The 25,447-nt window shown below is 64.2% G+C and carries 20 protein-coding genes; 11 read left to right on the top strand and 9 right to left on the bottom strand.

Features of this window, described 5'->3' with window-relative positions:
* Positions 1-93: 93 nt before the first annotated feature.
* Positions 94-606 carry a DUF2127 domain-containing protein gene (locus OQE56_RS05700; RefSeq protein WP_267222417.1) on the top strand — a complete coding sequence of 171 codons (513 nt, stop codon included), beginning with the start codon at positions 94-96 and terminating at the stop codon, positions 604-606.
* A gap of 27 nt (positions 607-633) precedes the next feature.
* On the opposite strand, the gene OQE56_RS05695 is transcribed toward OQE56_RS05700, so the two are convergent.
* The 6 genes from OQE56_RS05695 to xerD all read right to left on the bottom strand — a co-directional run bounded on the left by OQE56_RS05695 (position 634) and on the right by xerD (position 9,440).
* Positions 634-1,533, bottom strand: a complete 900-nt coding sequence (locus OQE56_RS05695) for a DMT family transporter (protein ID WP_267222415.1) — start codon at positions 1,531-1,533, stop codon at positions 634-636.
* Positions 1,530-2,408 carry a glycosyltransferase family 2 protein gene (locus OQE56_RS05690; protein WP_267223377.1) on the bottom strand — a complete coding sequence of 293 codons (879 nt, stop codon included), beginning with the start codon at positions 2,406-2,408 and terminating at the stop codon, positions 1,530-1,532. The genes OQE56_RS05695 and OQE56_RS05690 overlap by 4 nt, the downstream gene beginning before the upstream one ends.
* A 103-nt stretch (positions 2,409-2,511) precedes the next feature.
* Entirely contained in the window at positions 2,512-3,276 is a 765-nt protein-coding gene (locus OQE56_RS05685; protein ID WP_267222414.1) for a hypothetical protein, read from the bottom strand.
* 33 nt (positions 3,277-3,309) lie between these two features.
* Complete coding sequence (gene purL / locus OQE56_RS05680; RefSeq protein ID WP_267222412.1) at positions 3,310-7,170, bottom strand: phosphoribosylformylglycinamidine synthase; 3,861 nt, start codon at positions 7,168-7,170, stop codon at positions 3,310-3,312.
* 191 nt (positions 7,171-7,361) lie between these two features.
* On the bottom strand, positions 7,362-8,114 hold the full coding sequence (locus OQE56_RS05675; protein WP_267222410.1) for a disulfide isomerase DsbC N-terminal domain-containing protein: 753 nt from the start codon (positions 8,112-8,114) through the stop codon (positions 7,362-7,364).
* 378 nt (positions 8,115-8,492) lie between these two features.
* Entirely contained in the window at positions 8,493-9,440 is a 948-nt protein-coding gene (xerD, locus tag OQE56_RS05670) for a site-specific tyrosine recombinase XerD (RefSeq protein ID WP_425601598.1), read from the bottom strand.
* Between the two features lie 28 nt (positions 9,441-9,468).
* Between xerD and OQE56_RS05665 the strand changes: the two genes are divergently transcribed.
* The 7 genes from OQE56_RS05665 to OQE56_RS05635 all read left to right on the top strand — a co-directional run bounded on the left by OQE56_RS05665 (position 9,469) and on the right by OQE56_RS05635 (position 17,858).
* The gene (locus OQE56_RS05665) at positions 9,469-9,972 is read left to right on the top strand and encodes an RDD family protein (protein ID WP_267222406.1); all 504 of its coding nucleotides are present in this window, start codon (positions 9,469-9,471) and stop codon (positions 9,970-9,972) included.
* Between the two features lie 225 nt (positions 9,973-10,197).
* Positions 10,198-11,451, top strand: a complete 1,254-nt coding sequence (locus tag OQE56_RS05660) for a polyhydroxyalkanoate depolymerase (RefSeq protein WP_267222403.1) — start codon at positions 10,198-10,200, stop codon at positions 11,449-11,451.
* A 434-nt stretch (positions 11,452-11,885) separates the two neighbouring features.
* Positions 11,886-14,222, top strand: a complete 2,337-nt coding sequence (locus OQE56_RS05655) for a DUF3141 domain-containing protein (protein ID WP_267222401.1) — start codon at positions 11,886-11,888, stop codon at positions 14,220-14,222.
* On the top strand, positions 14,219-15,202 hold the full coding sequence (locus tag OQE56_RS05650) for a phosphate acetyltransferase (RefSeq protein ID WP_323748569.1): 984 nt from the start codon (positions 14,219-14,221) through the stop codon (positions 15,200-15,202). Before OQE56_RS05655 ends, OQE56_RS05650 begins: the two co-directional genes overlap by 4 nt.
* 4 nt (positions 15,203-15,206) lie before the next feature.
* A complete protein-coding gene (locus OQE56_RS05645; protein WP_267222399.1) occupies positions 15,207-16,391 on the top strand; it encodes an acetate/propionate family kinase in 1,185 nt (394 codons plus the stop codon).
* 68 nt (positions 16,392-16,459) lie between these two features.
* Positions 16,460-17,242, top strand: a complete 783-nt coding sequence (gene fabI / locus OQE56_RS05640) for an enoyl-ACP reductase FabI (protein WP_267222396.1) — start codon at positions 16,460-16,462, stop codon at positions 17,240-17,242.
* A 70-nt stretch (positions 17,243-17,312) separates the two neighbouring features.
* Positions 17,313-17,858 carry a GNAT family N-acetyltransferase gene (locus tag OQE56_RS05635; RefSeq protein WP_267222394.1) on the top strand — a complete coding sequence of 182 codons (546 nt, stop codon included), beginning with the start codon at positions 17,313-17,315 and terminating at the stop codon, positions 17,856-17,858.
* Positions 17,859-17,903: 45 nt separating this feature from the next.
* On the opposite strand, the gene ltaE is transcribed toward OQE56_RS05635, so the two are convergent.
* Positions 17,904-18,920 (bottom strand): low-specificity L-threonine aldolase, encoded by a 1,017-nt coding sequence (ltaE, locus tag OQE56_RS05630; protein WP_267222393.1) that lies wholly within the window; start codon positions 18,918-18,920, stop codon positions 17,904-17,906.
* A 143-nt stretch (positions 18,921-19,063) separates the two neighbouring features.
* Between ltaE and OQE56_RS05625 the strand changes: the two genes are divergently transcribed.
* Positions 19,064-20,833, top strand: a complete 1,770-nt coding sequence (locus OQE56_RS05625) for a glucan ABC transporter ATP-binding protein/ permease (protein WP_267222391.1) — start codon at positions 19,064-19,066, stop codon at positions 20,831-20,833.
* Positions 20,834-20,946: 113 nt separating this feature from the next.
* Here OQE56_RS05625 and lptG read toward each other — a convergent pair whose 3' ends face one another.
* Both lptG and lptF read right to left on the bottom strand, forming a co-directional pair.
* A complete protein-coding gene (lptG, locus tag OQE56_RS05620) occupies positions 20,947-22,047 on the bottom strand; it encodes an LPS export ABC transporter permease LptG (protein WP_267222389.1) in 1,101 nt (366 codons plus the stop codon).
* Positions 22,047-23,144 (bottom strand): LPS export ABC transporter permease LptF, encoded by a 1,098-nt coding sequence (lptF, locus tag OQE56_RS05615; protein WP_267223373.1) that lies wholly within the window; start codon positions 23,142-23,144, stop codon positions 22,047-22,049. Before lptF ends, lptG begins: the two co-directional genes overlap by 1 nt.
* Positions 23,145-23,349: 205 nt before the next feature.
* Between lptF and OQE56_RS05610 the strand changes: the two genes are divergently transcribed.
* Positions 23,350-24,837 carry a leucyl aminopeptidase gene (locus OQE56_RS05610; protein WP_267222388.1) on the top strand — a complete coding sequence of 496 codons (1,488 nt, stop codon included), beginning with the start codon at positions 23,350-23,352 and terminating at the stop codon, positions 24,835-24,837.
* Between the two features lie 160 nt (positions 24,838-24,997).
* The gene (locus OQE56_RS05605; protein WP_267222386.1) at positions 24,998-25,420 is read left to right on the top strand and encodes a DNA polymerase III subunit chi; all 423 of its coding nucleotides are present in this window, start codon (positions 24,998-25,000) and stop codon (positions 25,418-25,420) included.
* The last annotated feature ends 27 nt before the right edge of the window (positions 25,421-25,447 follow it).

Genomic DNA, 25,447 nt, shown 5'->3' with positions numbered 1-25,447 from the left:
TGGCCTTTTTCATAGGTGGCCAGGGCTGGGCTTTCGGTACGGTTACCCCCATCATCTCGCAGTGCCCCCGCAGGTCCCGCTGCTCGCCTCCCCATGACCGAACACCACCATCACATCACCGAGCCCACCTCTGAGATCGAGGCGCAACACAGCCTGGGCCTTCGCATCATCGCCATCTACAAGGCGGTGAAGACGGTATGCCTCGTGCTGGTAGCGGCCTTTGCGTTTCACCTGGATCGCGAGCAGAACTTCGAGAAGCTGGTGCACTGGCTGGAGCACTTGTCGCTCACCGATAGCAACGGGCTGCGCTGGAGGCTGGTCGGTCTGCTGGAGGAACTCGGTCCGAGCAAGTTCGTGGCAATCGGACTGGTCGCGCTCGCTTATGCGGCGATCTTCGCGACGGAAGGCACCGGGCTGTGGCTACGCAAACACTGGGCGGAGTGGTTCACGGTGATTGCCACCAGCTCGCTGATTCCGCTGGAGGCGTACGAGACGCTGTTTCACTTCACCTGGCTGAAACTGGGCGCGCTGATTGCCAACATCGCCATCGTGATCTACCTGGTGCGCATTGCGTTGCAACCGCGGCCACCCAGGCAAAAGGACTGAGTTGACGCCTGTTGTGGGAGCGCACGCTCAGACTTCGTGGTGTAACCCTTCTGCCTTCACCGCCGCGCTGCGCGGCGCCAGTTCCACCAGATACATCGCAGCCAGCACGAGCGCGCCACCGGCCAGCATGCGCCAGGTCAGCGCATCATGGCCGAACGTCACCGCAAAGCCCGCAGCAAATACGGGCTCCAGCGTCATCACGATGGCGGCACGCGTGGGCGACAGATGCGCCTGTGCCCAGGTCTGCACCAGCATGGCGCCCGCGCCGGCGAACAGCGCCATGTAGAGCACCGCGGCCCATGCGCCCGCGTCGGGCGGCAGCGTGGGACCGGCGGGTAATGTCGCCAACGTGCACACGACGGCGATCACGAGCACCTGCACGGTGGAAAGCGCAAAGGCACTGCCTGGCCGCGACCACGTCCCGAGACCCACGATATGCAGGCCGTAGAGCGCCGCCGAAGCGAGCGTCAGCCACACGCCATATCCGATGCTGAGCCCATGCAAGGCGAGCAGACCAAGGCCGCCCACCGAAAGAAGAACCGCAATCCAGGTCACGGAAGGCAGCCGCTGCCGCAAAAGCACGGTCCCAAGCAGTGGCGTGAACACCACGTACATGCCAGTGACAAAACCGCTGATGCTCGCTGACGTGTGTTCGAGGCCGGTGGTTTGCAGCAGTTGGGCAATACCGAAAATGGCGCCCAGCCCGAGGCCTTGTACCCACTCGCGGCGGCTCAGGCGAAACAGCGGACGATGGAACAACACCACCATCACCAGCGCAGCGATGAGAAAGCGCACCGCCAGAAAATCGGCCACCGGCATCCGCGCCACCAGATCCTTGATCAGGAAGAAGGTGGAGCCCCAGACGGCCGTGACGGCAATTAAACCCAAGGTGGCGAAGGTGGCGGCGCGCCTGGCCGACGCACTCATGCCGAGCTCTTTTTGCTTGCGAGCTTGCGTCGGGCAAGTCGCGACAACTGGCCGGGAATCTGCAACAGAAAATGCGTCCAGATACCCAGCCACACCAGCGCTGCCACCACGGGTTTGCGCGCATCCGGATCGAACTTGCGGAACCAGCGCCACATGCCGCGATGCTTGTGGCGGCTCACGAACACCGGGCGATGACGGCTCGAGCTGCCCTTGCCATGCAGCACGCGCACGTCGCCTGCGAGCATGACCTTGTAACCGGCATCGCGCACGCGGCGACACAGGTCCAGATCTTCGCAATGCAGGAAGTAGTCTTCGTCGAAACCGGCGAGGTAGTTGAAGACGCGGCGCGGCAACAGCATCAGCGCGCCGGATACGGCTTCCGCCTCCACTAGTTCATGCGGTATCGGGCCCTCGATATTCACGCCCTCGCCTGCGCGCCCGAACATGGTATTCAGCGACCGCCTGAGCAAAGGATCGCGACGGTACGAGGCTGGATCAGGCACGCCGCTTTCGTCGCACACCACCGCGCCGATCACACCTGCGCGCGGATGCGTAGCCAGAATCTCCAGCAGGCGGCGCAACTCGGCTGTGTCGATCAGGCAGTCCGGATTGAGCACCAGCACCGACTGACCATGCGCTTGCGCAGCACCCCGGTTCACCGCCGGGCCGAAACCCAGGTTGGCGTGGTTGTAGACGACACGGAGGCGTTGATCGCTCTCGTGCCCACGCGCAATCGCCTGCGGTATGCCGTCGGCCGAAGCGTTGTCGACCAGGATCATTTCCAGCGGCACATCGCAGGCGAGCACGCGGCGCACGCAATCGCGCAGCGTCGGGCCGCTATCGGCAGCCACCACGATCACGCTGACCGGGAGCACGGCGGACAAAGAAGGGGAAGCGTCGGTAGTCACAGCATCAAGTATGCGCAAGGCATCCGTTGTCTCAAACATTCAAGGCCAAGGCATGTGACGCTGGAGTCGACTAGCGTCGCCGCCCCTGACCCAGCACCTCGTGCAAAGGCGCCGGCACGCCATCACTGCCTCGCGCCAACCACGGCTGCTCACCTTCCCAACCGCTGAGCTGCCAACCCATCAGGCGATGGAGATGATCGCTCCGCCTGTCCCATAACACTTCGCCGCGACCGCCCGGCAGACTCGCGGCAAACCATCGTCCGCCCGGACCGAAACAGCAACGCGGACTGGCCTTATCGATCACCCGCCCTTCCGCAAACACATAACGACCACGGCCGTTGCCATGGCCGTTGCCATTGCTCTCGAAGCGCACCGGATCACCCGCTGGATCCGCGAATTCGCCGGCCACCTCGCACCAGTTCACCCGCGACAACTCGATGATGTGTGCCGCAGGCCCCACGGGCGCCAATGCCAGCTCGCTCCATTCCGGCGATACGGCCGCCGCAGTGGACAGACGTACCCGGTGGTCCAGCAACGACTCCATCAACGCCACCAGCGAGAAACCCACCAGGGCACCCAGCAACGCCGCTCCCCATGCCAGCAAATCACCGCCCAGCGCGCGCTGCACGGCAAACAGCAGACCGGGCAAACCCCACCGCAGGCCGCGCCGGCAAAGTTCGGCGTAGTGCACGATGCGCCGGTCAAACGCAATCGCTCCCGCTACGAACAACAGTAATACCGACAAACCCACCCACCAGGGCAGCAGCGCGACCAGACCGGTCCACGCTGCCGCTGGCAGCACCCGCGCAAACCAGCGGGCGACGGGAGTGGCCACGCTACGGGTTAAACCCAGCGCGGCCGCACCTCATCAGCCACACCACACGCGAGCGTTGCGGAACATGCGCATCCACGGCGAATCCTCGCCCCACTTCTCCGGATGCCAGCTCATCTGCACGCTGCGGAACACACGCTCAGGGTGCGGCATCATGATCGTCACGCGACCATCAGCGGCAGTGAAGCCGGTGAGGCCGCCCGGCGAGCCGTTCGGGTTCAACGGGAAGTCTTCGGTGGGCTTGCCGCGGTTGTCCACGTAACGCAGCGCCCCGTTCGCCTTGGACGGGCTGCAGCTGTAAGGGAAGCTCACGCGGCCTTCGCCGTGCGCCACCGCCACCGGAATACGCGAGCCGGTCATGCCCTTGAAGAAGATGCTCGGCGAATCGAGCACTTCCAACGTGGCCACGCGCGCTTCGTACTGCTCGGAGGCGTTACGCAGGAACTTCGGCCAATGCTGCGCGCCAGGGATGATGTCCTTCAGCTGGCTGATCATCTGGCAGCCGTTGCAGACGCCCAGCGCGAAACGCGTGTCGTCGGCAAAGAACGTGCTGAACTCGGCACGCAGATAATCGTTGTAGAGAATCGACGTCGCCCAGCCACGACCAGCTCCCAGCACGTCGCCGTACGAGAAGCCGCCACACGCAGCAAGGCCGCGGAAATCGGCCAGCTTGATGCGGCCGCTGGCGAGGTCGGTCATATGGACGTCCACCGCCTCGAAGCCTGCGCGGGTAAACGCCGCGGCCATTTCCACCTGGCCATTGACGCCCTGCTCGCGCACCACCGCCACGCGCGGCTTGGCGCCCTTGGCGATATACGGTGCGGCGATATCGTCGGACGGCTCAAAAGTGAGCTTGGGACTGATGCCCGGATCGGCATCGTCGAGGCGCCACTCATTTTCGGCGTCAGCAGTCACCGGGTTGTCGCGCAGGCGCTGCATGGCGTAGCTGGTTTCATTCCACGCTTCGAACAGCGTGCGCCAGTTCCACTTGAACAGCGCTTCGCCGTTGTGGAACAGCTTGATACCCAGCTTTTCCTTGGGACGGCCGATGCGATACGCCATGCCGGTCAGCTCATGCTTGACCAGCAGCGCTTCGAACGCTTCGCGATTGGCCGACGCCACCTGCAGCACGGCACCGAGCTCTTCGTTGAACAGCGCGCGCAGCGCCGCCTCGGCCCAACCGTCGAGCTGAATTTCCAGGCCGCAATGGCCGGCAAAAGCCATTTCCAGCAACGTGATGATCACGCCGCCGTCGGAGCGGTCGTGATAAGCCAACAGCAAGCCGCTGGCATTGGCTTCCTGCACCAGGTTGAACAGCGACTTCAGGCGCTTGGCGTCGTCCAGATCCGGCGGCACGCCACCACCACGGTTGAACACCTGGGTCAGCGCGGAACCGCCGAGGCGATCGCGGCAGGCGCCGAGGTCGAGCAACCACAGTTCGGAATCGCCGCGATCCAGGCGCAGCTGCGGCGTGAGCGTGCGGCGCACGTCCGTGACGCGCGCGAAGCCGGTGATCACCAGCGACACCGGGGACACTGTGCGCTGCACGGTATCGCCGTCCTTCCACACGGTCTGCATGGACAGCGAGTCCTTGCCGACGGGGATGGAGATATCCAGTTCCGGGCACAGCTCCATGCCCACGGCCTTCACCGCGTCGAACAACGCAGCGTCTTCGCCGGGGAAGTTCACCGCGGCCATCCAGTTGGCCGACATGCGCACTTCGCTCAGCGAGGCAATCGGTGCAGCCGCCAGGTTGGTAATGGCTTCGCCCACGGCCAGACGCGCGGCGTCGGCACTGCTCAGCAAAGCCACCGGCGCGCGCTCAGCCATCGCCATCGCTTCGCCGGTGTAACCGTCGAAGTCGGTGATGGTGACAGCGCAATCGGCCACCGGCACCTGCCACGGACCCACCATCGGGTCGCGCGCATTGAGGCCGCCCACGGTGCGGTCGCCGATGGTGATGAGGAAGCTCTTGCTGCCCACGGTCGGCAAGCGCAGCACGCGCATCAGCGCTTCGTCCATGCTGATGCCGGCGAGATCGGGGATCAGGTCGACGCGCGGTTTCACGTGCGTGGCGTCACGATGCATGCGCGGCGCCTTGCCGAACAGCACATCCATCGGCAGATCGATCACGTTGGTGTCGGTGCGCGGATCGTGCACCACCAGGCGGCGCTCGGCGGTCGCGTCGCCCACCACGGCGTACGGGCAGCGCTCGCGTGCGCAGTACGCCTCGAACTCGGCCAGGTCTTCCGGGCCGATCGCGAGCACGTAGCGCTCCTGCGATTCGTTGCTCCAGATCTGCATGGGCGACAGCGAGGGGTCGTCGCAAGGCACGCGGGAAAGGTCGATCCGACCACCCACGCCAGCGTCATTGAGCAATTCCGGAATCGCGTTGGACAGACCGCCCGCGCCCACGTCGTGGACGCTGACGATCGGGTTTTTCTCGTTACGCGACCAGCAACTGTCGATGACCTGCTGGCAGCGGCGCTCCATCTCGGCGTTGTCGCGCTGCACGGAGGCGAAATCCAGTTCCTTGCTGGAGGTACCCGACGACACCGACGATGCCGCGCCACCACCCAGGCCGATCAGCATGGCCGGGCCGCCCAGCACGATGACCTTGTTGCCCGGCTGCACGTCGCGCTTCTGCACATCGCGCGCGCGAATGTTGGCCAGACCACCGGCGATCATGATGGGCTTGTCGTAACCACGGCGCACGCCGGCTTCACCGGTTTCGTGCTCGTAGGTGCGGAAATAGCCGCCCAGCGCCGGGCGTCCAAACTCGTTGTTGAACGCGGCGGCACCCAACGGGCCGTCGCGCATGATTTCAAATGCGGTCGCCATGTGCGGCGGCAGCGGACGATCCACTTCCCACGGACGCGGCTTGCCCGGGATGCGCAAGTCGGACACCGAGAAACCGGTCAGGCCCGCCTTGGGCTTGGCGCCACGGCCGGTGGCACCTTCGTCGCGAATCTCGCCGCCAGCGCCGGTCGCAGCACCCGGCCACGGCGCGATGGCGGTGGGATGGTTGTGCGTTTCCACCTTGATCGCGTACTCGACGCGCTCAGGATGGGCGCGCCACACGCCGTCTTCGTCGGCGAAGAAGCGATTGCCTTCATAGCCCTCGATCACGGCGGCGTTGTCCTTGTAGGCGGACAACGTATGCGCAGGCGAGTGCTGGTGGGTGTTCTTGATCATGGCGAACAGGCTCTTCTCCTGAGCCTCGCCATCCAGCGTCCAACTGGCGTTGAACACCTTGTGGCGGCAATGCTCGGAGTTGGCCTGCGCGAACATGAAGAGTTCGGCGTCCGACGGGTCGCGGCCCAGCTCGGCATAGCGTGCCGTGAGGTAGTCGATTTCGTCGTCAGCCAGCGCCAGGCCGAGTTCCTTGTTGGCCTTGTCCAGCGCCGCCTTGGCGTCACTGCCCAGCGCCACATGCACCAGCGGACCGGGCTGGCCGGCGAGGAACAAGTGCTGGGCCTGATCCAGGCTGGTGAGCACCGACTGCGTCATGGCGTCGTGCAGCACGGCCGTTACGGCGTCGTACTGTTCCGACCCGGCGGCCGGCAGGCCGGCGACTTGCCAGGCAACGGCACGCTCGACACGCCGCACATCGAAGCCGGCGCCATGAAGGATGTCAGTGGCTTTGCTCGACCAGGGCGAAATCGTGCCCAGACGCGGCACCACCCAGAGAGACGCCTGTTCTGGCCTGGCGTCCTTCGCCTCCAGTACCTCGAGCAGGCGGCGGCGCTGTTCGCCCTCCGGCACCGCATCGGCGTCAATGAAATAAACGAACCACGAAGCTTGGACGCGCGTGCCACGGTGAATGGCTTCCAGGCGGGCGTTCAGGCGTTCGAGACGAAAAGGCGAGAGGGCGCTCTGCCCGTCGAGTGCGATCATCGGGGAACGTAGGGGCTATGCGGGAAACGCGCATTGTACCCCAAGGAGCATCAAGACTGCGGCGGCGCAGCACGTTGCATGTTCGCCGATGGTCGCCGGGGCTTTAAGCCGCCAATGGGCCCAACCCCTTGTTTCCGTTACCTATAGGCAACGAAGGGAGCGCAACGGAGGCACTCCCCCCCGACCGACGATCAACCGCCGGTCTTGTTCAGCAGGCGCAGCATCTGCTCGGGCGTGACATAGCCGCCGAGCAAGGTGCCGTCTTCGGCAATGATGGTGGGCGTACCGTTCACGCCCAGCTTCACACCGAGATCAAACTCGTCTTTCACCGGATTCGGACAGTTGGTCGTCTTGGGGGTCTTGCCCAGCTTGGCGGCGGTGAAAGCCGCCTTGCGGTCGCTGGCACACCACACCGACACCATCTCGTTATAGGTCGCGGTGGTGCGGCCGGCTTCATTGGTCACGCCCTCGCGCGGCCATGCCACGTACTCGATCGCAATGCCGGCCTTGTTGAAATCGGCAATGTGCTCATGCAGCTTGCGGCAGTAGCCGCAAGTGACATCGGTAAACACGGTGACGCGATAACGCGGCTTGTCCGGCGCGAACACGATGCGGTCGCTTTCGGGCACCTTGGCCAGCTCGGTCTTGCGGAAATCCGCCCAACCGTTGTCGTTGATGTTTTTCTTCTTGGCCAGATCGATCAGGTCGCCGTTGAGCATGTATTTGCCGTCGGCAGTCACGTACACCAGCTGGCCGGAGGCGATCACTTGATAGAAACCGGCCATCGGCGCAGGCCGGATCGAATCGACGGAGATACCGGGCGCCACCGACATCACCGCCTTGCGAACGACGGCTTCCGGATTAGTGGCCGCCGTGTCAGGAGCGGCACTGGCAGTGAACGCAAGCCCGCAGACACCTAGCGCGAGCAGCCATTTCTTGAACATCGCAAACCTCTTGAACAACCGTTTCCGCCAGCGGAAACGTTGACGGGGGCGTTCATTCTCGCACAGCCGTATGAACGGCTCTGCGAGCCAATGGTCACAGGGCCCTAGAGCCTGTTCAATACCTTTGCATAGCGCGCGCCGGGAGCTGTTTGCCCGCCAGACAAGGAAGAACGAGGGCGTGTATGTCGATACACAACCGAGTGATGACGCAGGATGGTGGGCAAACAGACCCGGCCCGAAGGGTTGCTCGCCAGCGCCCACCAAGAAGCGGTGCGCGGCTTGACCTGACCACCAGTCAGGCGCTGCGCCACGCCCCACTCCTGGCGGGCGCTGGCGAGCAACGCGCGCTATGCAAAGGTATTGAACAGGCTCTTACAGTTATCCACGTGGATGATGCTGGGCATGCAGGCGCTTCAGCCCCTCTTTGGCCACCAGCGTATAAATCTGCGTCGTGCTCAAGGCGCTATGGCCCAGCAACATCTGCAGGGCACGCAAATCGGCGCCGTGGTTGAGCAGGTGGGTGGCAAAGGAATGGCGCAGGACGTGGGGGGAAATGCGCTTGGACACGATGCCCACGCTCAGCGCGTGCCGCTTTACCAGCGTCCAGAACATCTGCCGGGTCATGCCCTGCCCACGGTTGGACAGGAACAGGGCCACAGGCTGCCGCCCCTTCGCCAGCACCGGCCGGGCGGTGGCCAGATACGCCTCAACGCGCTCGGCGGCCACTTCGCCGATGGGCACCAGCCGATCCTTACCGCCCTTACCGGTCACCCGCACCACGCCCTGGCGCAGGTTGAGCGATGCCAACGGTAGTTCCACCAGCTCGGACACACGCAGGCCCGAGGCGTACATCAGCTCCAGCATGGCGCGATCGCGAAGGCCCAGTGTCGTGCCGGCATCCGGTGCATCCAGCAGGCCCTCGATCTCTCGCTCGGCCAGCGCCTTGGGCAGGCTGCGCGGCGTCTTGGGCCGTTCGATCAATAAGGTAGGGTCGTCAAACCCAGGCTCGGTCCGCGCAATGAACGCGTAGTAGCGGCGAAACGCCGATTGCCGCCGCGCCAGTGAGCGCACGGCCACCGGCTGGTGACCGTGATAAGCGGACAGATGCTGCCGCTTCGCACTGCGCAGGCTTTGCCCCTGCGCGCCCAGCCAGCGAGCCAGCCCTTCCAGGTCACGGCGATACGCGTCCAAGGTGCGATCCGCCAGTCCATCCTCCGACCACACGCGTTCGATGAAGGCCTCAATGCTGCGGCGGTCCGCTTCGGCGATACTTGGTTCTTCTTGCTGCATGGACGCGATGCTCGCTGCCGGCTTCGTTGCATGCAAGCGCCCTACTTCACCGGCTGCCTTTTCGATGACCACCCTCACCGAATCTCCCAACCTCGCCTGCCCGCTCTGGCGCCGGCTGATCGCCGTGGCCTACGACCTGTTGGCGGTGGTCGCGATCGTGATGGTGGTGGGCTACGTGTGCCAGCGGGTCACCGGCGGCACGCTGGTCACTACCGACGGCACCGCTCACATCGCTTGGTGGTACCAGCCGCTGCAGGCGCTGGTGGTGTCGGCCTATTTCATCGTGTCGTGGCTGCGCGGAGGTCAGACCCTCGGCATGCGTCCGTGGCGGATTCGCGTGACGGACGCCGATGGCAGCGCCGTCAAACCGGTGCAGGCCATCGTGCGCCTGCTGGCCGCTGCGGCACCCATGCTTTTGCTGGAACTGGCGCCCTGGCTGGGAACAGGCGGCGCGCTCTGGGCCGTCGCCATCGGCTGGGCCGTCTGGTTCGGCGTCGCGGCTTTCGATCCCCGGCGACGGGCCGTGCACGACCTGATCGCTCACACCGAAGTGCGGCAGATAGGTTGAGCTACCACATCAGGGGCATCCGCACGCGGCGCACCATGGCAGCGGCCTGTGTCATGGCATGCCGCCACCATCAGCCCTGGCGGATCGACGGCACCGGCGAAGTGCTGCTGCGCCACGATCGCCCGTAAGCGACTGATTCATCACGCATGAGACGATGCGGCAGCGCAACACAGTAGCTGCAAAACGGGTAAGATGGAGGCCACAGACGCTTCCGGTTCCACCCCCATGCTCTATCAGATTCATGAGTGGCAGCGTGCCTTCCTCGGCCCCCTGAGCCACTACGCCGAAGCCAGCGCCAAAATGCTCAGCGACACCACCAGCCCGCTCTCGCATGTGCCGGGAGCCCAAAGGCTGGCGGCCGGCTACGAGTTGCTGCATCGACTGGGCAAGGAATACGAGAAGCCCGAGTTCAACCTGCCGCAGGTGACCGCGCACGGCCAGGAAATCGCCGTGATCGAGCGCGTCGTGCTGAACAAGCCGTTCTGCCAGCTCAAGCGCTTCAAGCGCTTCAGTGACGACCCGGACACCATCGAGAAGCTGAAGAACGACCCCGTCGTGCTGGTGGTGGCTCCTCTCTCCGGCCACCACGCCACGCTGCTGCGCGATACCGTGCGCACCCTGCTGCACGACCACAAGGTGTACATCACCGACTGGGTCGACGCGCGCATGGTGCCGACCAGCGAAGGCCCGTTCCATCTCGATGACTACGTGGCGTACGTCCAGGAATTCATCCGCTTCATCGGCGCAGAAAACCTGCACGTGATTTCGGTATGCCAGCCGACCGTGCCGGTGCTGGCCGCGATCTCGCTGATGGCCTCGCGTGGCGAGCAGACGCCGCGCAGCATGACCATGATGGGTGGCCCGATCGAGCCGCGCAGCAACCCCACCGGCGTCAACAGCCTGGCCACCACCCGACCGATCAGCTGGTTCAAGGGCAACGTGATTCACACCGTGCCGCCCAGCTATCCAGGAAGCGGCCGCGAGGTGTATCCGGGCTTTCTCCAGCACGCCGGCTTCATCGCCATGAACCCGGGCCGCCACCTCAATTCGCACTGGGACTTCTACGAGAACCTGCTGCGCGGCGACCAGGACGACGCCGAAGCACACCGCAAGTTCTACGATGAGTACAACGCCGTGCTCGACATGCCGGCCGAGTACTACCTCGACACCATCGCCACTGTGTTCCAGCAGTTTTTGCTGCCGCGCGGCCTGTGGGATGTCGCCGGTGAACGCGTCAAACCCGACGCCATCACCACCACCGCCCTGCTTACCGTCGAAGGCGAACTGGACGACATCTCCGGAATCGGCCAGACCGAAGCAGCACACGACCTGTGCAGCAGCATTCCGGCGAATCGCCGCGCGCATCATGTCGTCGAGGGTGCAGGACATTACGGCATCTTCAGCGGCCGCCGCTGGCGCGAGAAGGTGTATCCGCAGGTGCGGGACTTCATTCGCAAGTTTGACGCCACGGCAAAGTGACTGGCTCGGCGTGCGGTGACGTCGCCGTCACCGCACGCTCTCACAACCGTCATGGCGGCGCAGGCCGGTATGACGATCAAGCACGACAGGCCGCATTCCGCCGATCTCTACGGTGACGGCCGTTCGTCAGTTGCAGTAAGCCCACTTGCACAGGTGGCGCTCCTCCATGGCGAAACACTCGCCTCATGCCGCGGCCGGCTGTTTCGGCGTCTCCATGACACGCAAGATGACAATTCTCTTTCCGTGTCTTCAGGTCGCACCCACTCCACGCACACGCGACTGTCATCCATTTTGTTGGACATTGGATTGCCCGACGCGCCCGATCGGTATCGGCATGACTGATACCCAGGGGCTCGCGGTCATTCCACGGAAGAGCACGACGATGCCGTCGTTCTGTTCCGGACAATTCCAGTCGCATCATGGGGTACGACGTCATGGATTCAGGAATCCAACTCGCGTCTAGCCAGGAGATCGGCGCCAAAGTCGCGCGTCTTTGGCACAAGCGCACACAGCACGCGCTGGAGCAATACCGCGATCGGATGGGCGATGCCCTGGCACCCCACTGGCGGGACGATGGCATGCTCACGTCATGGGCCGCACTGGCCAATCCACTGGAAGGCTGGCGCTATGCGGTGGATGCCGCGCAACGGTCGGTCCTTTACTGGGACACCTTGCGCGAACGCGGAACGAATTTCGTCGAAGCCGCCGCGCAAGGACTCAAGCCCGTACTGCACTTCGACTACGAGACGGTGCTGGATGCGCGTGACTTCGAACGCCCGGTCAACTACGCACTGCTGCGCATCGTGCCGCCGGACGGCGTCGTCATCGACGATCGCAGGCGTCCGTACATCATCATCGATCCGCGCGCCGGCCACGGGCCAGGCATCGGCGGTTTCAAGGACGATTCCCAGGTGGGCGTCGCCATGCGTGCCGGCCATCCGGTGTATTTCGTGGTGTTCTACCGCGACCCCGAACCGGGCCAGACCATGCTGGATGTCTGCGAGGCGGAACGACGCTTCGTCGCCAAGGTGCGCGCCTTGCACCCGGACAGCGCCAAGCCCGCGATCATCGGCAATTGCCAGGGCGGCTGGGCGGCGATGATGCTGGCGAGCTCGGATCCGGATATGACCGGGCCGATCGTCATCAACGGCTCCCCGATGTCTTACTGGAGCGGCGCGTGGAGCGAGGGCGAAGGCGACAACCCCATGCGCTACGCCGGTGGCTTGCTCGGTGGCACGTGGCTGGCGTCGTATACCGCCGATCTGGGCAACGGCAAGTTCGACGGCGCGTGGCTCGTGCAGAACTTCGAGAACCTCAATCTCGCCAACACGTTCTGGGACAAGTATTACCACCTCTACGAGAACATCGACACCGAGCCCGCGCGCTTCCTCGATTTCGAGAAATGGTGGGGTGGCTATTACCTGATGAATCGCGAAGAGATCGAATGGATTACGCGCAATCTCTTCGTAGGCAACAAGCTGTGGTCCGGCGAAGTGACCAACGGCAACGGCAAGTCGTTCGATCTGCGTGACATTCGCTCACCGATCGTCTTGTTCGCGTCGATGGGCGACAACATCACGCCGCCTCAACAGGCCTTCAACTGGGTGGCCGACCTCTATGAGAGCACGGAGGAAATCAAGGCACGCGGACAGGTCATCGTCGGCCTGATGCATGAAAGCGTGGGCCACCTCGGCATTTTCGTGTCCGGCAAGGTGGCGAAGAGAGAGCACGCACAAATCGTCAGCGTGCTGAAGACCATCGAAAGCTTCCCACCCGGCCTGTACGGCATGCGCATCGTAACAACGGCTGCCGGAGAAGGTGAGCCTGGGTATGACGTGTCTTTTACCGAGCTGCGGTTGGAGGACATCGCCGCGCGATTGAACAAGTTTGGCCGCGTGGATGAAAAGCCCTTCCAGGCCGTTGCCGAAATGTCCGAGTTCAATCAGCTTGCCTATCAACTGTTTGCCCAGCCATTCGTGCAGTCCCTGTCGAGCGAGGCGGGCGCGCGGGTGTTGCGCGGGCTTCATCCGCTGCGTGTGCAGCGATGGGCATGGTCCGATATGAATCCGTGGTTGTCGTGGCTGCCTCCGGCGGCGAAAGCGGTCAAGGACGATCGCCGGCCAACCGGCGATGGCAACCCCTGGCGTGCATTCGAGAAGGCCGGCGCTTCCATGCTCAGCGCCTCGCTCGATTGCTGCACGGCGCTGCGCGACGCAGCCACCGAGGCGTTGTTCTTCGGGGTCTACGCGAACATGTTTACGATGCATCTGGCCGACCGCCACCAGGCGCGCGAACAAGCAACGCACGAGACCGTCGATCCGCGCGAGCTGCCTTATGTGCAGGAGGCGCTGGCCGCCATCAGCCAGGGCGGATACGCCGAAGCCGTGGCGCGTGTGGCCTACCTGCTCGAGCGCAAGGGCGAACCATTGCTATTGAGCCAGCTGGCACAGCGCGAGCAACTGACCAAGGACTACGCCGACTACTTGCCGCCGCTGTCGCACGAGGAGTGGCGCCGGATTCGCGGCGAACAGGACATCATCGTTCGCTATGAACCGGAGCGAGCCGTGGCGACGCTGCCGTTGTTGCTTGCCACCCCCGCCGATCGCACGCGTCTGCTGAAACTCATCGATGCATTGCTGGCCGATGAAAGTGTGAAGAGCGAGCCTCATACGGAACAGCAGCGCCTGGCGATGACTCAAATCCGCGGCGTGCTCGTTGAGCCGTCGCTGCTGCCCAGGGATGGCCAAGGGGAAGCGCCGCCCCAGGCCTGACCCGTTCACCGATCGCTACCCACAGCCGCCAGGAGGCGTCGATGGAAGAGAAGCATGCCAAGTACCAGCGCCTGATCGAGTACTGCAAGACGCTACCGCCATTGCCCGTGGCCGTCGCCCATCCCTGCGACAGGAGTTCGCTCGAAGGGGCCGTGGAAGCCGCCAAAGCGGGGCTCATCGCGCCCGTGCTCGTCGGTCCGCTCGAACGCATCAAGGCGGTGGCCGCCGAAAACGGTATCGACATTGCCCCGTATCCGCTGGTCGACGCGCCTTACAGCCAGGCTTCCGCTGCCGCCGCGGTAGCCTGCGTGATGGAAGGCCGGGCAGAGGCGCTCATGAAGGGGAGCCTCCACACCGACGAACTGATGTCAGCCGTGGTCAAACGCGACACCGGTCTGCGCACCGCGCGCCGCATCAGTCATTGCTTCGTGATGGACGTGCCCGACCACGAGACCGCGCTGATCATCACCGACGCGGCCATCAACATCGCGCCGACGCTGGAGGAAAAAGTCGACATCCTGCAGAACGCCATCGATCTCGGCCACGCGCTCAAGCTGCCCGAAGTGCGCGTGGCGATCCTGTCGGCGATGGAGACCGTCAATCCGAAGGTGCCTTCGACGATTGAGGCTGCGGCCCTTTGCAAGATGGTCGACCGTCACCAGGTGACGGGCGCACTGGTCGACGGCCCACTCGCGTTGGATAACGCCATCGATTCCGAAGCAGCGCGCATCAAACAGATTCAGTCCCCCGTGGCCGGGCGCGCCAACGTGCTCATGGTGCCCGACCTCGAAGCGGGCAACATGCTGGCCAAGAGCTTGTCTTTCCTGGCCGGCGCCGATGCGGCGGGCATCGTGCTGGGTGCGCGCGTGCCGATCATCCTCACCAGCCGTGCCGACTCGGTTGCGACACGCCTCGCCTCATGCGCGGTGGCGTCGATGGTGGCGCAGGCCCGGCGCGAAAGCGCCAGGATCCTGGGGTGAGCGCATGACCGACGTCATCCTGGTATTGAACGCAGGTTCTTCGAGCATCAAGTTTCGCGTGTTCGAGGTCGGCACCGCGCTTCAACTTGTGCTGCGTGGACAAGTGGACGGCTTGTACACGCAGGCACGTTTCCGCGTATACGACCAGCACGGCCAGGCCCTTTCGCCGGATCCGGGCACTCCGTCTGCGCCCGGGGAGACTCTGGGGCACGAAGGTGGCATCGCCTTTATCAGCGACTTCCTGCGCGGCCATCGCGACGGCTATCAGGTGGTGGCCGTGGGGCACCGGGTGGTGCACGGCGGCGATCGCTTCACCACGGCGGTGTTGGCCACGCCCGAGGTGGTCGATGAACTGGACAAGCTGTCGCCGCTGGCACCCCTTCACCAGCCGCACAACCTGAAGACCATCCGCGTCATCCACAAGCGGCGCCCTGAGCTGCCGCAGGTGGCGTGCTTCGACACCGCCTTCCATCGTACCCAGCCGGCCGTGGCCCAGGCGTACGCGTTGCCCGCATCAATCACCGAACTTGGCGTGCGACGTTACGGATTTCACGGACTGTCCTACGAGTACATCGCCAGCGTGTTGCCTGATTACGCGCCTGCCGCCTCGAAGGGGCGAACGGTCGTCGCGCACCTGGGCAACGGCGCAAGCATGTGCGCCATGGTGGGCGGCAAGAGCATGGCCAGCACGATGGGGTTCACTGCCGTCGACGGACTGCCGATGGGCACACGCTGCGGCAACCTCGATCCCGGCGTCATCCTGTATCTCATCGATCAGCTTGGCATGGACACGCGCGCTGTCGAGGATGTGATCTATCGGCAATCCGGACTGCTTGGCGTGTCCGGCCTGTCGAGCGACATGCGGGAATTGCTGGTGAGCGCTGATCCGCGCGCCCGCGCCGCCGTCGACCTTTTCGTCTACCGCATCACCAGGGAACTCGGTTCGCTGGCGGCCGCCATGGGCGGCCTTGATGCGCTGGTGTTCACAGCCGGCATCGGCGAAAACGCGCCGCCCATTCGCAAGAGCGTCGCAGACCTGGTGGCGTGGTGCGGCATCGAACTTGACGCCGAGGCCAACAGCAAGGGCGGTCCCTGCATCAGCACCGGGCAAAGCCGGGTAGGTGTCTGGGTCATACCCACCGACGAAGAACTGATGATCGCGCGCCACACGATGGCATTGGTGAGATAGCCGTGCGCATGGCGCCGTCGTGTCCCCTTGATCCGCGCCCCGCCGCCGACGTCTGAAGGAGCCATGACATGTCCAACGAACCATCGCGACCCTTGCTGAAAGGCGCCAAGGCGCTGGTCACGGGTATCGCAAATGAGCACTCGATTGCCTACGGATGCGCGAAAGCCTTCCACGAACTGGGCGCAGACCTGGCCATCACCTATTTGAACGACAAGGCGCGGCGTTACGTCGAGCCGATCGCGACCGCCTTGCAGGCGCCACTGCTGCTGCCGCTCGACGTGGCACGCCCCGGCGAACTCGAAGCCGTGTTCGAGCGCATCGCAGAGCAATGGGGGAAGCTCGACATCGTCGTGCATTCCATCGCCTGGGCGCCCAAGGGTGATCTCGAAGGCGGCCTGCTGCAAAGTTCAAGCGAAGGCTTCAGCGCGGCAATGGACATTTCCTGCCACTCCTTTGTGCGCATGGCGAGATTGGCGGCACCGCTGATGAAGGACGGCGGCACGCTGCTCACCATGAGTTATTACGGCGCCAACAAAGTCGTGACCAATTACAGCGTGATGGGGCCGGTAAAGGCGGCGCTCGAATCCTGCGCGCGCTATCTCGCGTACGAATTGGGTCCCAAGGGCATCCGCGTGCATGCCGTGTCGCCGGGTCCGCTCAAGACCCGTGCGGCGAGCGGATTGAAGGACTTCGACCTGCTTTTGACCGAGGCATCGCAGCGCGCCCCACTGGGCGAACTGGTGGACATCATGGATGTCGGCTTCACCTGCGCCTTCCTGGCGACACCTTACGCACGACGCCTGTCAGGCGAAACACTTTATATCGACGGCGGCGTCAACATCATGGCCTGAACATGCGGTGGGTACAGAGGCCGGGGACACTCCGCAGCGAATGCCTGCCGACGGTCCGTTGAGGGCGACTATGGAAAGCAATGATCTCGCAGATTCGATCAGCCCCCGAATCCTGACCTTGCGCGATGGCCGGGCGGTCACCGTGCGATCGATACGCCCCGAAGACAAGGACATGCTGGATGACGCATTCGAGCGGCTGTGCGAGGAAGCCCGTTATTCCCGCTTCTTTGCCGTCGTGCGCGCCGTACCCAAAGACATTCTGGATCCCGCCGCGCCCGGCTCCCGCGGTCATGTGGTGGCACTCGTGGCGCTCAGTGAGAAGGGCTCCACTCAGCTGATGACCGGTGGCGCCCGCTACGTCACCGACGACGCCGGTGAAACCTGCGAATTTGCAGTAACCGTCGCCGACGACTGGCAAGGCCTCGGACTCGCCCGGCAACTGATGGAAACCCTGATCGGCATTGCGCGCGCGCGGCAAATCCGGCGGATGGATGGTGTCGTGCTATCCACCAACGCGAGCATGCGCGGGCTGGCCGCACGACTCGGCTTCAAGGACACCCCTTACCCGGACGACTACGCGCTTCGCACCATAAGCCTGGAACTGGATGACCCATGATCCCAGCGAAGGCCAGCCTGATGAGCCATAACCGAACGCGGCGCGTCAGCGGGTAAAGAACTGGCGGAACGCTTCCACCGTCCTCGCGACACCCTCATCGTTCACGTCCAGGTGCGTCACCAGCCGCAGCGTCGGCAGATAGCCAATGCTGATGCGGATCCCAGCGCTGCGCAAATGGACGTCCAATTCCCGCAGACGATCAGCGGGCACATCGATGAATACCATGTTGGTGTGATGGCCCAGCAACTTCACGCCGGAAATGTCACCCAGACTCGCGGCCAACGCCGCCGCACGCGCGTGATCCTCGGCGAGACGATGAACGTGATGGTCCAGCGCGTATTGCGCCGCAGCGGCAAGCATGCCGGCCTGTCGCCAGCCGCCGCCTGCCACCTTCTTCCAGCGGCGCGCCTTTTCGATCAGCGCGGCAGAACCCACCAACACGGAGCCCACCGGCGCGCCCAGCCCCTTGGACAGACATACCGACACACTGTCGAAGTGTTTCGCGATGTCACGCGCGGGCACGCCGCAAGCCACCGCGGCGTTGAACAGGCGTGCCCCATCCAGATGCAGCGCAAGCCCTCGCTCGCGGGCGAAATCGTGAGCGGCTTTCAGATAGTCCATCGGCAGCGCGCGCCCGTGCCAGGTGTTCTCCAGTGCCAGCAGGCGCGTGCGGGCAAAGTGTGGATCGATCGGCTTGATCGCCGCGGCCACCTTATCCAGCGGCAGGCTGCCATCCGCGTCATGGGGAATCGGCTGCGGTTGGATCGACCCAAGCACCGCCGCACCGCCGCCCTCGAACTTGTACGTATGCGCGTCCGCACCCACCAGATATTCATCGCCACGTTCGCAATGCGACATCAGCGCAATGAGGTTCGACTGCGTTCCCGTGGGCACAAACACCGCCGCCTCAAAGCCAAGGTCGGCAGCGAGGCGCTGCTGAAGCGCATTGACCGTAGGATCCTCGCCGTAGACATCATCACCCACGGCGGCATCCAGCATGGCGGCGCGCATGGCCGGGGTGGGACGGGTCACGGTATCGCTACGCAGGTCGATCAGTTCCACGGGAGGCTCTCTCTGACAAACAGATTCGCAGCTTGATCTCTCCCCCGCGTCCGGGCAAGCGCTGACGATGACCCGTTGCATGGGATAGCCTTTGGCGTCACGAAACCTGCACGATGCGGGTGTGAGACAAGCGGAGCTACGGCATGTCGTTCCTGCATCTGTACCTGCGCGTCATCGGCCTGCTGGCGCCCGAGCGCAAGCTGGCGATCACGCTCGCCCTGGCCAACCTTGCGCTGGCCGGGGTGTTTTTTCTGGAGCCGGTGCTGTTTGGCCGGGTGGTGGACGCACTCGGTGCTGCCAACGGCAGTGGCGCGCCGCGGCTGATCGCCTTGTGGGCCGGCATCGGCTTTGCCGGCGTGCTGGCCAATGTGTGGGTGTCGTTGCATGCCGACCGCCTGGCGCATCGGCGGCGCCTCGCCGCCATCGCCATGTTCTTTGAACACGCAGCAGCGATGCCACAGTCGTTCCACGGCGAATATCACACGGGACGGTTGTCGCGCATCATGAATGTCGGCGTCGGCAATCTGTTCAACCTGTGGCTGAGTTTCTTTCGCGAGCATCTCGCTACGCTGCTGTCGATTCTGGTGATGGTGCCGGTGGCGCTGTGGTTGAACTGGAAACTGGCGCTGCTGATGATCGCCCTGCTCGTCTGCTTTTCCGTGTTCAACGCCATCGCGGTGCAGCGCACGCACAAGGCACAGGGTGAGGTGGAAGAACTGCACCACGAGATTGCTACGCGGGCGGGCGACGTGTTCGGCAACGTGACCGTCGTGCAGAGTTTTACGCGACTGGCCGCCGAGTCGCGTGCCTTGCAAGAGCTGATGACGCGGACACTCAACGCGCAGTATCCGGTACTGCGCGGCTGGGCGATTCTGTCGGTGCTCAATCGCGCCGCCAGCACACTCACGATCGTGGCGATCTTTGCCGTCGGCGCGGCGCTGCACGCACGCGGCGAGATCAGCGTGGGCGGCATTGTCAGCTTCGTGGGCTTTTCCATGTTGCTGATCGGACGGCTGGAACAGTTCGCCACGTTTCTTTCGAACCTGTTTTTCCAGTCGCAATCATTGCGTGACTTTTTTGCCGTATTGGATCGCCGCTCGGAGATCGAGGATCGCCCCGGCGCGATGGCACTTCCCCGCGTGCGCGGCGAGGTGGTGTTCGATCACGTCAGCTTCGGTTATGACCCGGTGCAGCCTGCCCTGCACAACCTGCATTTTCGCGCTCCGCCCGGCAGCACCATTGCCCTGGTGGGCCCGACAGGCGCGGGCAAGAGCACCGCGCTCAGCCTGCTGTACCGGGCCTACGACCCCAGCGAAGGCCGCGTCACGGTCGATGGCCATGATGTTCGCGATGTCACGCTGGAATCGCTACGGCGGAACATCGGCGTGGTGTTTCAGGATGCGGGCATGTTCTACCGGTCCATTCTCGAGAACCTGCGCGTCGGTAATCCCGAGGCCGACACGCAAACCATTGAGGAGGCCGTGGCCGCCGCGGAAGCCGCTGCGTTCATCGCTCGCAAGCCGGAAGGCCTGGAGACACTCGTCGCCGAACGTGGCCGCTCGCTATCGGGCGGTGAACGGCAGCGTCTGGCGATTGCACGCGCCATGTTGAAGGATGCGCCCATCCTGATTCTCGATGAAGCCACCAGCGCGCTTGATAACGCGACGGAGGCAAGGATCCAGCGTGCGCTCGATCGTTTGACGGTGGGCCGCACCACCTTTGTCATTGCGCATCGATTGTCGACGGTGCGCCATGCCGACCTGATTCTGGTGCTTGATCAGGGGCGGCTGGTGGAACAGGGGCGCTTCGATGAGCTGATACGCCAGGGCGGGTTGTTCACGCGCCTGGCGGAGGACGGGAAGTTTGTGGCGGATGCGGAGCCTGCCACCGCCTCTGGCGATGGCGAGGATTGAGCGCGGGCGACTTCGTCACTGGCGTAGAAGCCGATCTGGACAGACGTCATGGCGAGCACCCGCCTCTCACCCCAACCCTCTCCCCGGAGGGGAGAGGGAGCTGGTGCGCGGTGCTATCCGTTCTTGCGGAAATATAGCCACGCAGCCAGCGCGAGAATCGTCGCCGGCAAAATGTTGGCGAGGAACGGCGGCACACCGTAAACCGTACCGAAGTTCACCATCGCCTTCTGCAGGAAGTACCAGCCAATCGCCAGCAGCATGCCGATGAACATGCGCTTGCCCAGACCACCGGAACGCAACGTACCGAACGAGAACGGCATGGCGCACAGCACCAACACCAGCACGTTGAGCGGATACAGCGCACGGGTCCAGAACGCACTGGCAAACACGGTGGTGCTCTGCCCATTGCGCTCGTTGTACTGAATGTTGCGCCACAGAGCGCGCATGGGCAGGTACTGCACCTGGATCACCGATTGCGCCAGCACCTGGGCATTGAGGTTGGTGTCCCACTGCTTGCTTGCCGCCTGCGTGCGGTGCACACCCTGCTCATCGAGCACTGTGCTCTGCACATTTTTAAGCACCCAATGGTTGCCATCGTGCAGCGCGGAAACCGCCCAGTCGAAACGGTTCAACTGGCCATCGGGCGCCATATGGAACACGCGCACGTCGTTCAACTCGACCAGGTCGATCGCGCCTTCGTGCTTGGCGGTCCAGCTTTTGACGTTAATGAGGTTGTTGCCGTCGCGCTCCCACAAACCGGAGCTGCCGACCATGCCGGCGTTATTCGATTTCAGGCGTAGCTGCATGGCCTGAGCCTGCTGATCGCCCCAGGGCGCGGCGGTTTCGCCAAGAATCACCACGGCCACCACCATGATCGCCACCACGCCCGCCGCCGACACCGCGATGCGCAGCTTGGAAAGGCCGCAAGCGCGCAAGGCGGTCAGCTCGTTGGTGGAGGCCAGGCCACCCAGGCCCAGCAGGCCGCCGATCAGCGCCGCATTGCCAAACATCTCGTACAGGCGACGCGGGAAGGTCACCAGCACGTAGACCACGGCATTGGTGATGGTGAAACCGTTCTTGCCGACGTTGCCAAGCTGGCGCAGGAACTGGAACACCGCATCGAGGCCGGTGATCACCAGCCACACCATCAGCAGCGAACCCAGGACGGTCGTGCCGACCAGCCAGTCGACGCGGCGAATACGCAACGCGGCCATCAGGCACCCGCCTTTCGCGGTTTGCGCTCGGCGTACTGGCTACGGAACATCCATACGGCAAGACCAAACACGATAAAGGTCACCATCCACATGGGTGCCGAATGGTGCCAGTGGCCCTTGATGATCTGGCCGCGGCACAAGGCCAACAGCAGGTAGTAGAAATAGAAGCTGAGCACCGCCAGCAACATACGGCCGAAACGCGGTTCGCGTGGACTCTGGCGCGACATGGGCAACGCCAGCGCGAGCAGCACCAGCGTCATGGCCGGCGCGATGGTGCGCCACGCAAACTCGGCGCGCGTATCCGGATTGTCCGTGCGCAGCAGCTGCATGGTGGTGAGCGAGTGCGCGGGATCTTCGGCGTCCTGATCGGACTGGATGTTGTCGAGCGAGGCGTCGTTGCGCTCGTACTTCATCTTGCGCCAGTTGTCTGCGCCGAGCGGAACGTCGTACTGCCAGCCATCGTGCAGTGCCAGAAAGCGGCCGTTGCCGTCGGTTTCCTGATAAAGCTGGCCATGCTTGCCCGTCACCAGCTTGATATGCGTGACGTTGTCCTTGCCGACGCGCTCGGTCGCAATAAAGGTATTGCCCAGCGTGCTGCCGTCGCGGCTGAGCTCATCCACCAGAATGACGCCACCCTTGCCCGGCAGCGGGGTGAAGCGTCCGGCGTCCAGACCCGCCGCAATCACCGACCGGTTCGCTTCGGACACCAGCTGGTCAGACGTGCGCGCGGCCCACGGCCCCAGCCAAAGCGACACCGTGCCCACCAGGATCGCGATGCCCACGGAGAGGATGGCGACCGGACGCAGCAGGCCCGACGCTCCCATGCCGGACGAGGCCAGCACGTGCATTTCGCTCTCGCGATACATGCGGCCCAGGCCATTGAGCACACCCAGGAAGGCCGACAGCGGCAGCAGCGTGGTGAGCCCGTCGAGCATGTTCAGGCCAAGCACCTGGAACATCACGCTGGCCGGAAAGCTGCCGTTGGCCACCTGCTGCAGCACGTGCGCGAACGAGGTGCCGGCCATGATGGCCAGCAGCACAATGGCGGTGGCGGCTACGGTCTGTGCCAACTCACGCAGGAAATAACGATCGAGGATGCTCAGAACCGGTCCTCACGCTCGCAAAAGCCCGCCACGCCGGGGAGCGTGCGGGATGAGAAACAACGGCGAAGTGTAACCCGGTTCTTGGGGACAGGTTCTCGACATGCGATAAGATGAAAGGCTTGGCGCCGCCCTTGCGGGGCCGGCAAACCCCAAGTCTAGCCTGTCCGGGCCTTTCCGGACCTTTTTGCAGGACATGTTCATGACTCTCCAGTTCAGCCTCGGCTCTGCCGCTCCCGAAACCGTCGAAACCCCCTGCGTGGTGGTCGGCGTCTATGAGAACGGTGTGCTCACCAGCGCCGCCGCCCGCGTGGATACCGCCGCCCATGGCGCCATCAAGCGCCAGGTGGAGAGCGGTGACATCAACGGCAAGGCCGGCACCACGGCTGTGCTGTTCGCGCCCGAGGGCGTCGCCGCCAAGCGCGTGCTGGTGGTGGGACTGGGAACGCAGAAGTCGTTCGACGGTGCACGCTACCAGAAGGTCAATATCGAAGCGGCGCGTGCCCTAGGCCGCCTGCCGATCGGCAGCGCCGTGTCCTACCTCACCGAAGTGGACGTGCCGGGTCACGACGCCGCATGGCGCGTGCGCACTGCGGTGCTCGGCGCCGACTATGCGGCGTATCGCTACACCGCCACCTTCAAGCCGCGCGAAAAGTCCGCGCAGCCGGAGCTGACGGCCGTCACCTTTGCCGCTGGCGACGATGCCAAGGCGGGCCTGCAGCAGGCCGTTGCCATCGCTGAAGGCGTGCGCTTTGCCCGCGAGCTGGCCAACCTGCCGCCCAATATCTGCAACCCCGCCTACATCGCCAGCCAGGCCGAACAGTTCGCAGCGCAGCATGACAAGGTGAGCTGCAACGTACTCGACCACGAGAAGATGGGCGAACTCGGTTTCGGTTCGCTGCTGGCCGTGGGCCGCGGCTCGGCCAACAAGCCCAAGCTGGTGATTCTGGAGTACAAGGGCGGCGCCGAAGGCGACAAGCCTTACGCGTTCGTCGGCAAGGGCATCACGTTCGATACCGGCGGCATCAGCCTCAAGCCCGGCCCGGGCATGGAAGAGATGAAGTTCGACATGGGCGGCGCCGCTGGCGTGCTCGGCAGCTTTGTGGCGACCGTGAAGCTGGGCGTACCGGTGAACCTCGTTTGCGTGGTGCCGGCGGTCGAGAACATGCCCGATGGCGACAGCTACCGCCCGAGCGACGTGCTGACCAGCCTGTCGGGCCTGACCATTGAAGTGCTCAACACCGACGCGGAAGGCCGCCTGATTCTGTGCGACGCGCTCACCTACACGGCGAAGACGTTCGAGCCGAAGGTGCTGATCGACGCCGCCACGCTGACTGGCGCCTGCGTGATCGCGCTGGGCAAGCATGCCAGCGGCCTGATGAGCAAGCACGACGACCTCGCCGCCGAGCTGATCGCCGCCGGTGAGCACACGCTGGATCGCGCATGGCGCCTGCCGCTGTGGGACGACTACCAGGTGCAGCTGGAATCGGGCTTTGCCGACGTCGCCAACATCGGTGGTAAAAACGCCGGTGCCATTACGGCTGGTTGCTTCCTGTCGCGCTTCACCGAAGGCCAGCGCTGGGCGCATCTGGACATCGCCGGCACCGCATGGGACGAAGGCCGCAAGGGCCTGGCCACCGGCCGTCCGGTGTCGCTGCTGGTGCAGTGGCTGATCGATCGGGCCGCATAACCTCCATACCGTCATTCCGGCGCAGGCCGGAATCCAGCAGCGACACGAATCGGTTTTCGCGCTATCGCAACACGACGATTGCGCTCCTCCCGAAAACCACTTGCCTTCGCCACTGGATTCCGGCCTGCGCCGGAATGACGAACCAGGAAAGCTTCCGCCTATGCCTCGCGCCGACTTCTATCTGATCGACAAGCCGCGCTTTCGCGAGCAGCCACTGCTGCTGGTGTGCGAACTCGCCAAGCGCGCGTTCGCCGCGCAGCAGCCCACGCTGATCCTCGCGCGTGACTTTGCGCAGGCCGAGGCTATCGACGAGCTGCTATGGGAGTTCGATCCGGATGGCTTCATCTCGCACCAGCTTGCGGGCGATGACGATGATGCATTCACCGCTGTACTGATCGCCCCACCCGGCATCGACACGCCAGAACGCCCGATGCTGATCAACCTGCGCGAAGACTGCGCAGAAGGCCGCTACGACCGCGTACTGGAAGTCGTGGCGGCCGACCCCGCCGAACGCGACGGTTCACGCACCCGCTGGACCGAGTACAAGCGCCGCGGATTCGAGGTCAACAAGTTCGATATGTAACTCTGCATCTCCCGAAACGGGAGATGC

Origin of the sequence: Dyella silvae, assembly GCF_026421305.1 — a bacterium.
Lineage (GTDB): Bacteria > Pseudomonadota > Gammaproteobacteria > Xanthomonadales > Rhodanobacteraceae > Dyella > Dyella silvae.
This window is presented reverse-complemented; position numbering and strand designations above follow the sequence as displayed.

What these genes read in the sequence shown, in the direction of transcription:
- OQE56_RS05635 (WP_267222394.1), top strand. Translation starts at nt 17,313, where the DNA reads ATGGAAAGCAATGATCTCGCAGATTCGATCAGCCCCCGAATCCTGACC.
- OQE56_RS05700 (WP_267222417.1), top strand. Translation starts at nt 94, where the DNA reads ATGACCGAACACCACCATCACATCACCGAGCCCACCTCTGAGATCGAG.
- OQE56_RS05610 (WP_267222388.1), top strand. Translation starts at nt 23,350, where the DNA reads ATGACTCTCCAGTTCAGCCTCGGCTCTGCCGCTCCCGAAACCGTCGAA.
- OQE56_RS05655 (WP_267222401.1), top strand. Translation starts at nt 11,886, where the DNA reads ATGGATTCAGGAATCCAACTCGCGTCTAGCCAGGAGATCGGCGCCAAA.
- OQE56_RS05660 (WP_267222403.1), top strand. Translation starts at nt 10,198, where the DNA reads ATGCTCTATCAGATTCATGAGTGGCAGCGTGCCTTCCTCGGCCCCCTG.
- OQE56_RS05645 (WP_267222399.1), top strand. Translation starts at nt 15,207, where the DNA reads ATGACCGACGTCATCCTGGTATTGAACGCAGGTTCTTCGAGCATCAAG.
- lptG (WP_267222389.1), bottom strand. Translation starts at nt 22,047, where the DNA reads ATGGCCGCGTTGCGTATTCGCCGCGTCGACTGGCTGGTCGGCACGACC.
- OQE56_RS05665 (WP_267222406.1), top strand. Translation starts at nt 9,469, where the DNA reads ATGACCACCCTCACCGAATCTCCCAACCTCGCCTGCCCGCTCTGGCGC.
- fabI (WP_267222396.1), top strand. Translation starts at nt 16,460, where the DNA reads ATGTCCAACGAACCATCGCGACCCTTGCTGAAAGGCGCCAAGGCGCTG.
- OQE56_RS05625 (WP_267222391.1), top strand. Translation starts at nt 19,064, where the DNA reads ATGTCGTTCCTGCATCTGTACCTGCGCGTCATCGGCCTGCTGGCGCCC.
- OQE56_RS05675 (WP_267222410.1), bottom strand. Translation starts at nt 8,114, where the DNA reads ATGTTCAAGAAATGGCTGCTCGCGCTAGGTGTCTGCGGGCTTGCGTTC.
- OQE56_RS05605 (WP_267222386.1), top strand. Translation starts at nt 24,998, where the DNA reads ATGCCTCGCGCCGACTTCTATCTGATCGACAAGCCGCGCTTTCGCGAG.
- OQE56_RS05695 (WP_267222415.1), bottom strand. Translation starts at nt 1,533, where the DNA reads ATGAGTGCGTCGGCCAGGCGCGCCGCCACCTTCGCCACCTTGGGTTTA.
- purL (WP_267222412.1), bottom strand. Translation starts at nt 7,170, where the DNA reads ATGATCGCACTCGACGGGCAGAGCGCCCTCTCGCCTTTTCGTCTCGAA.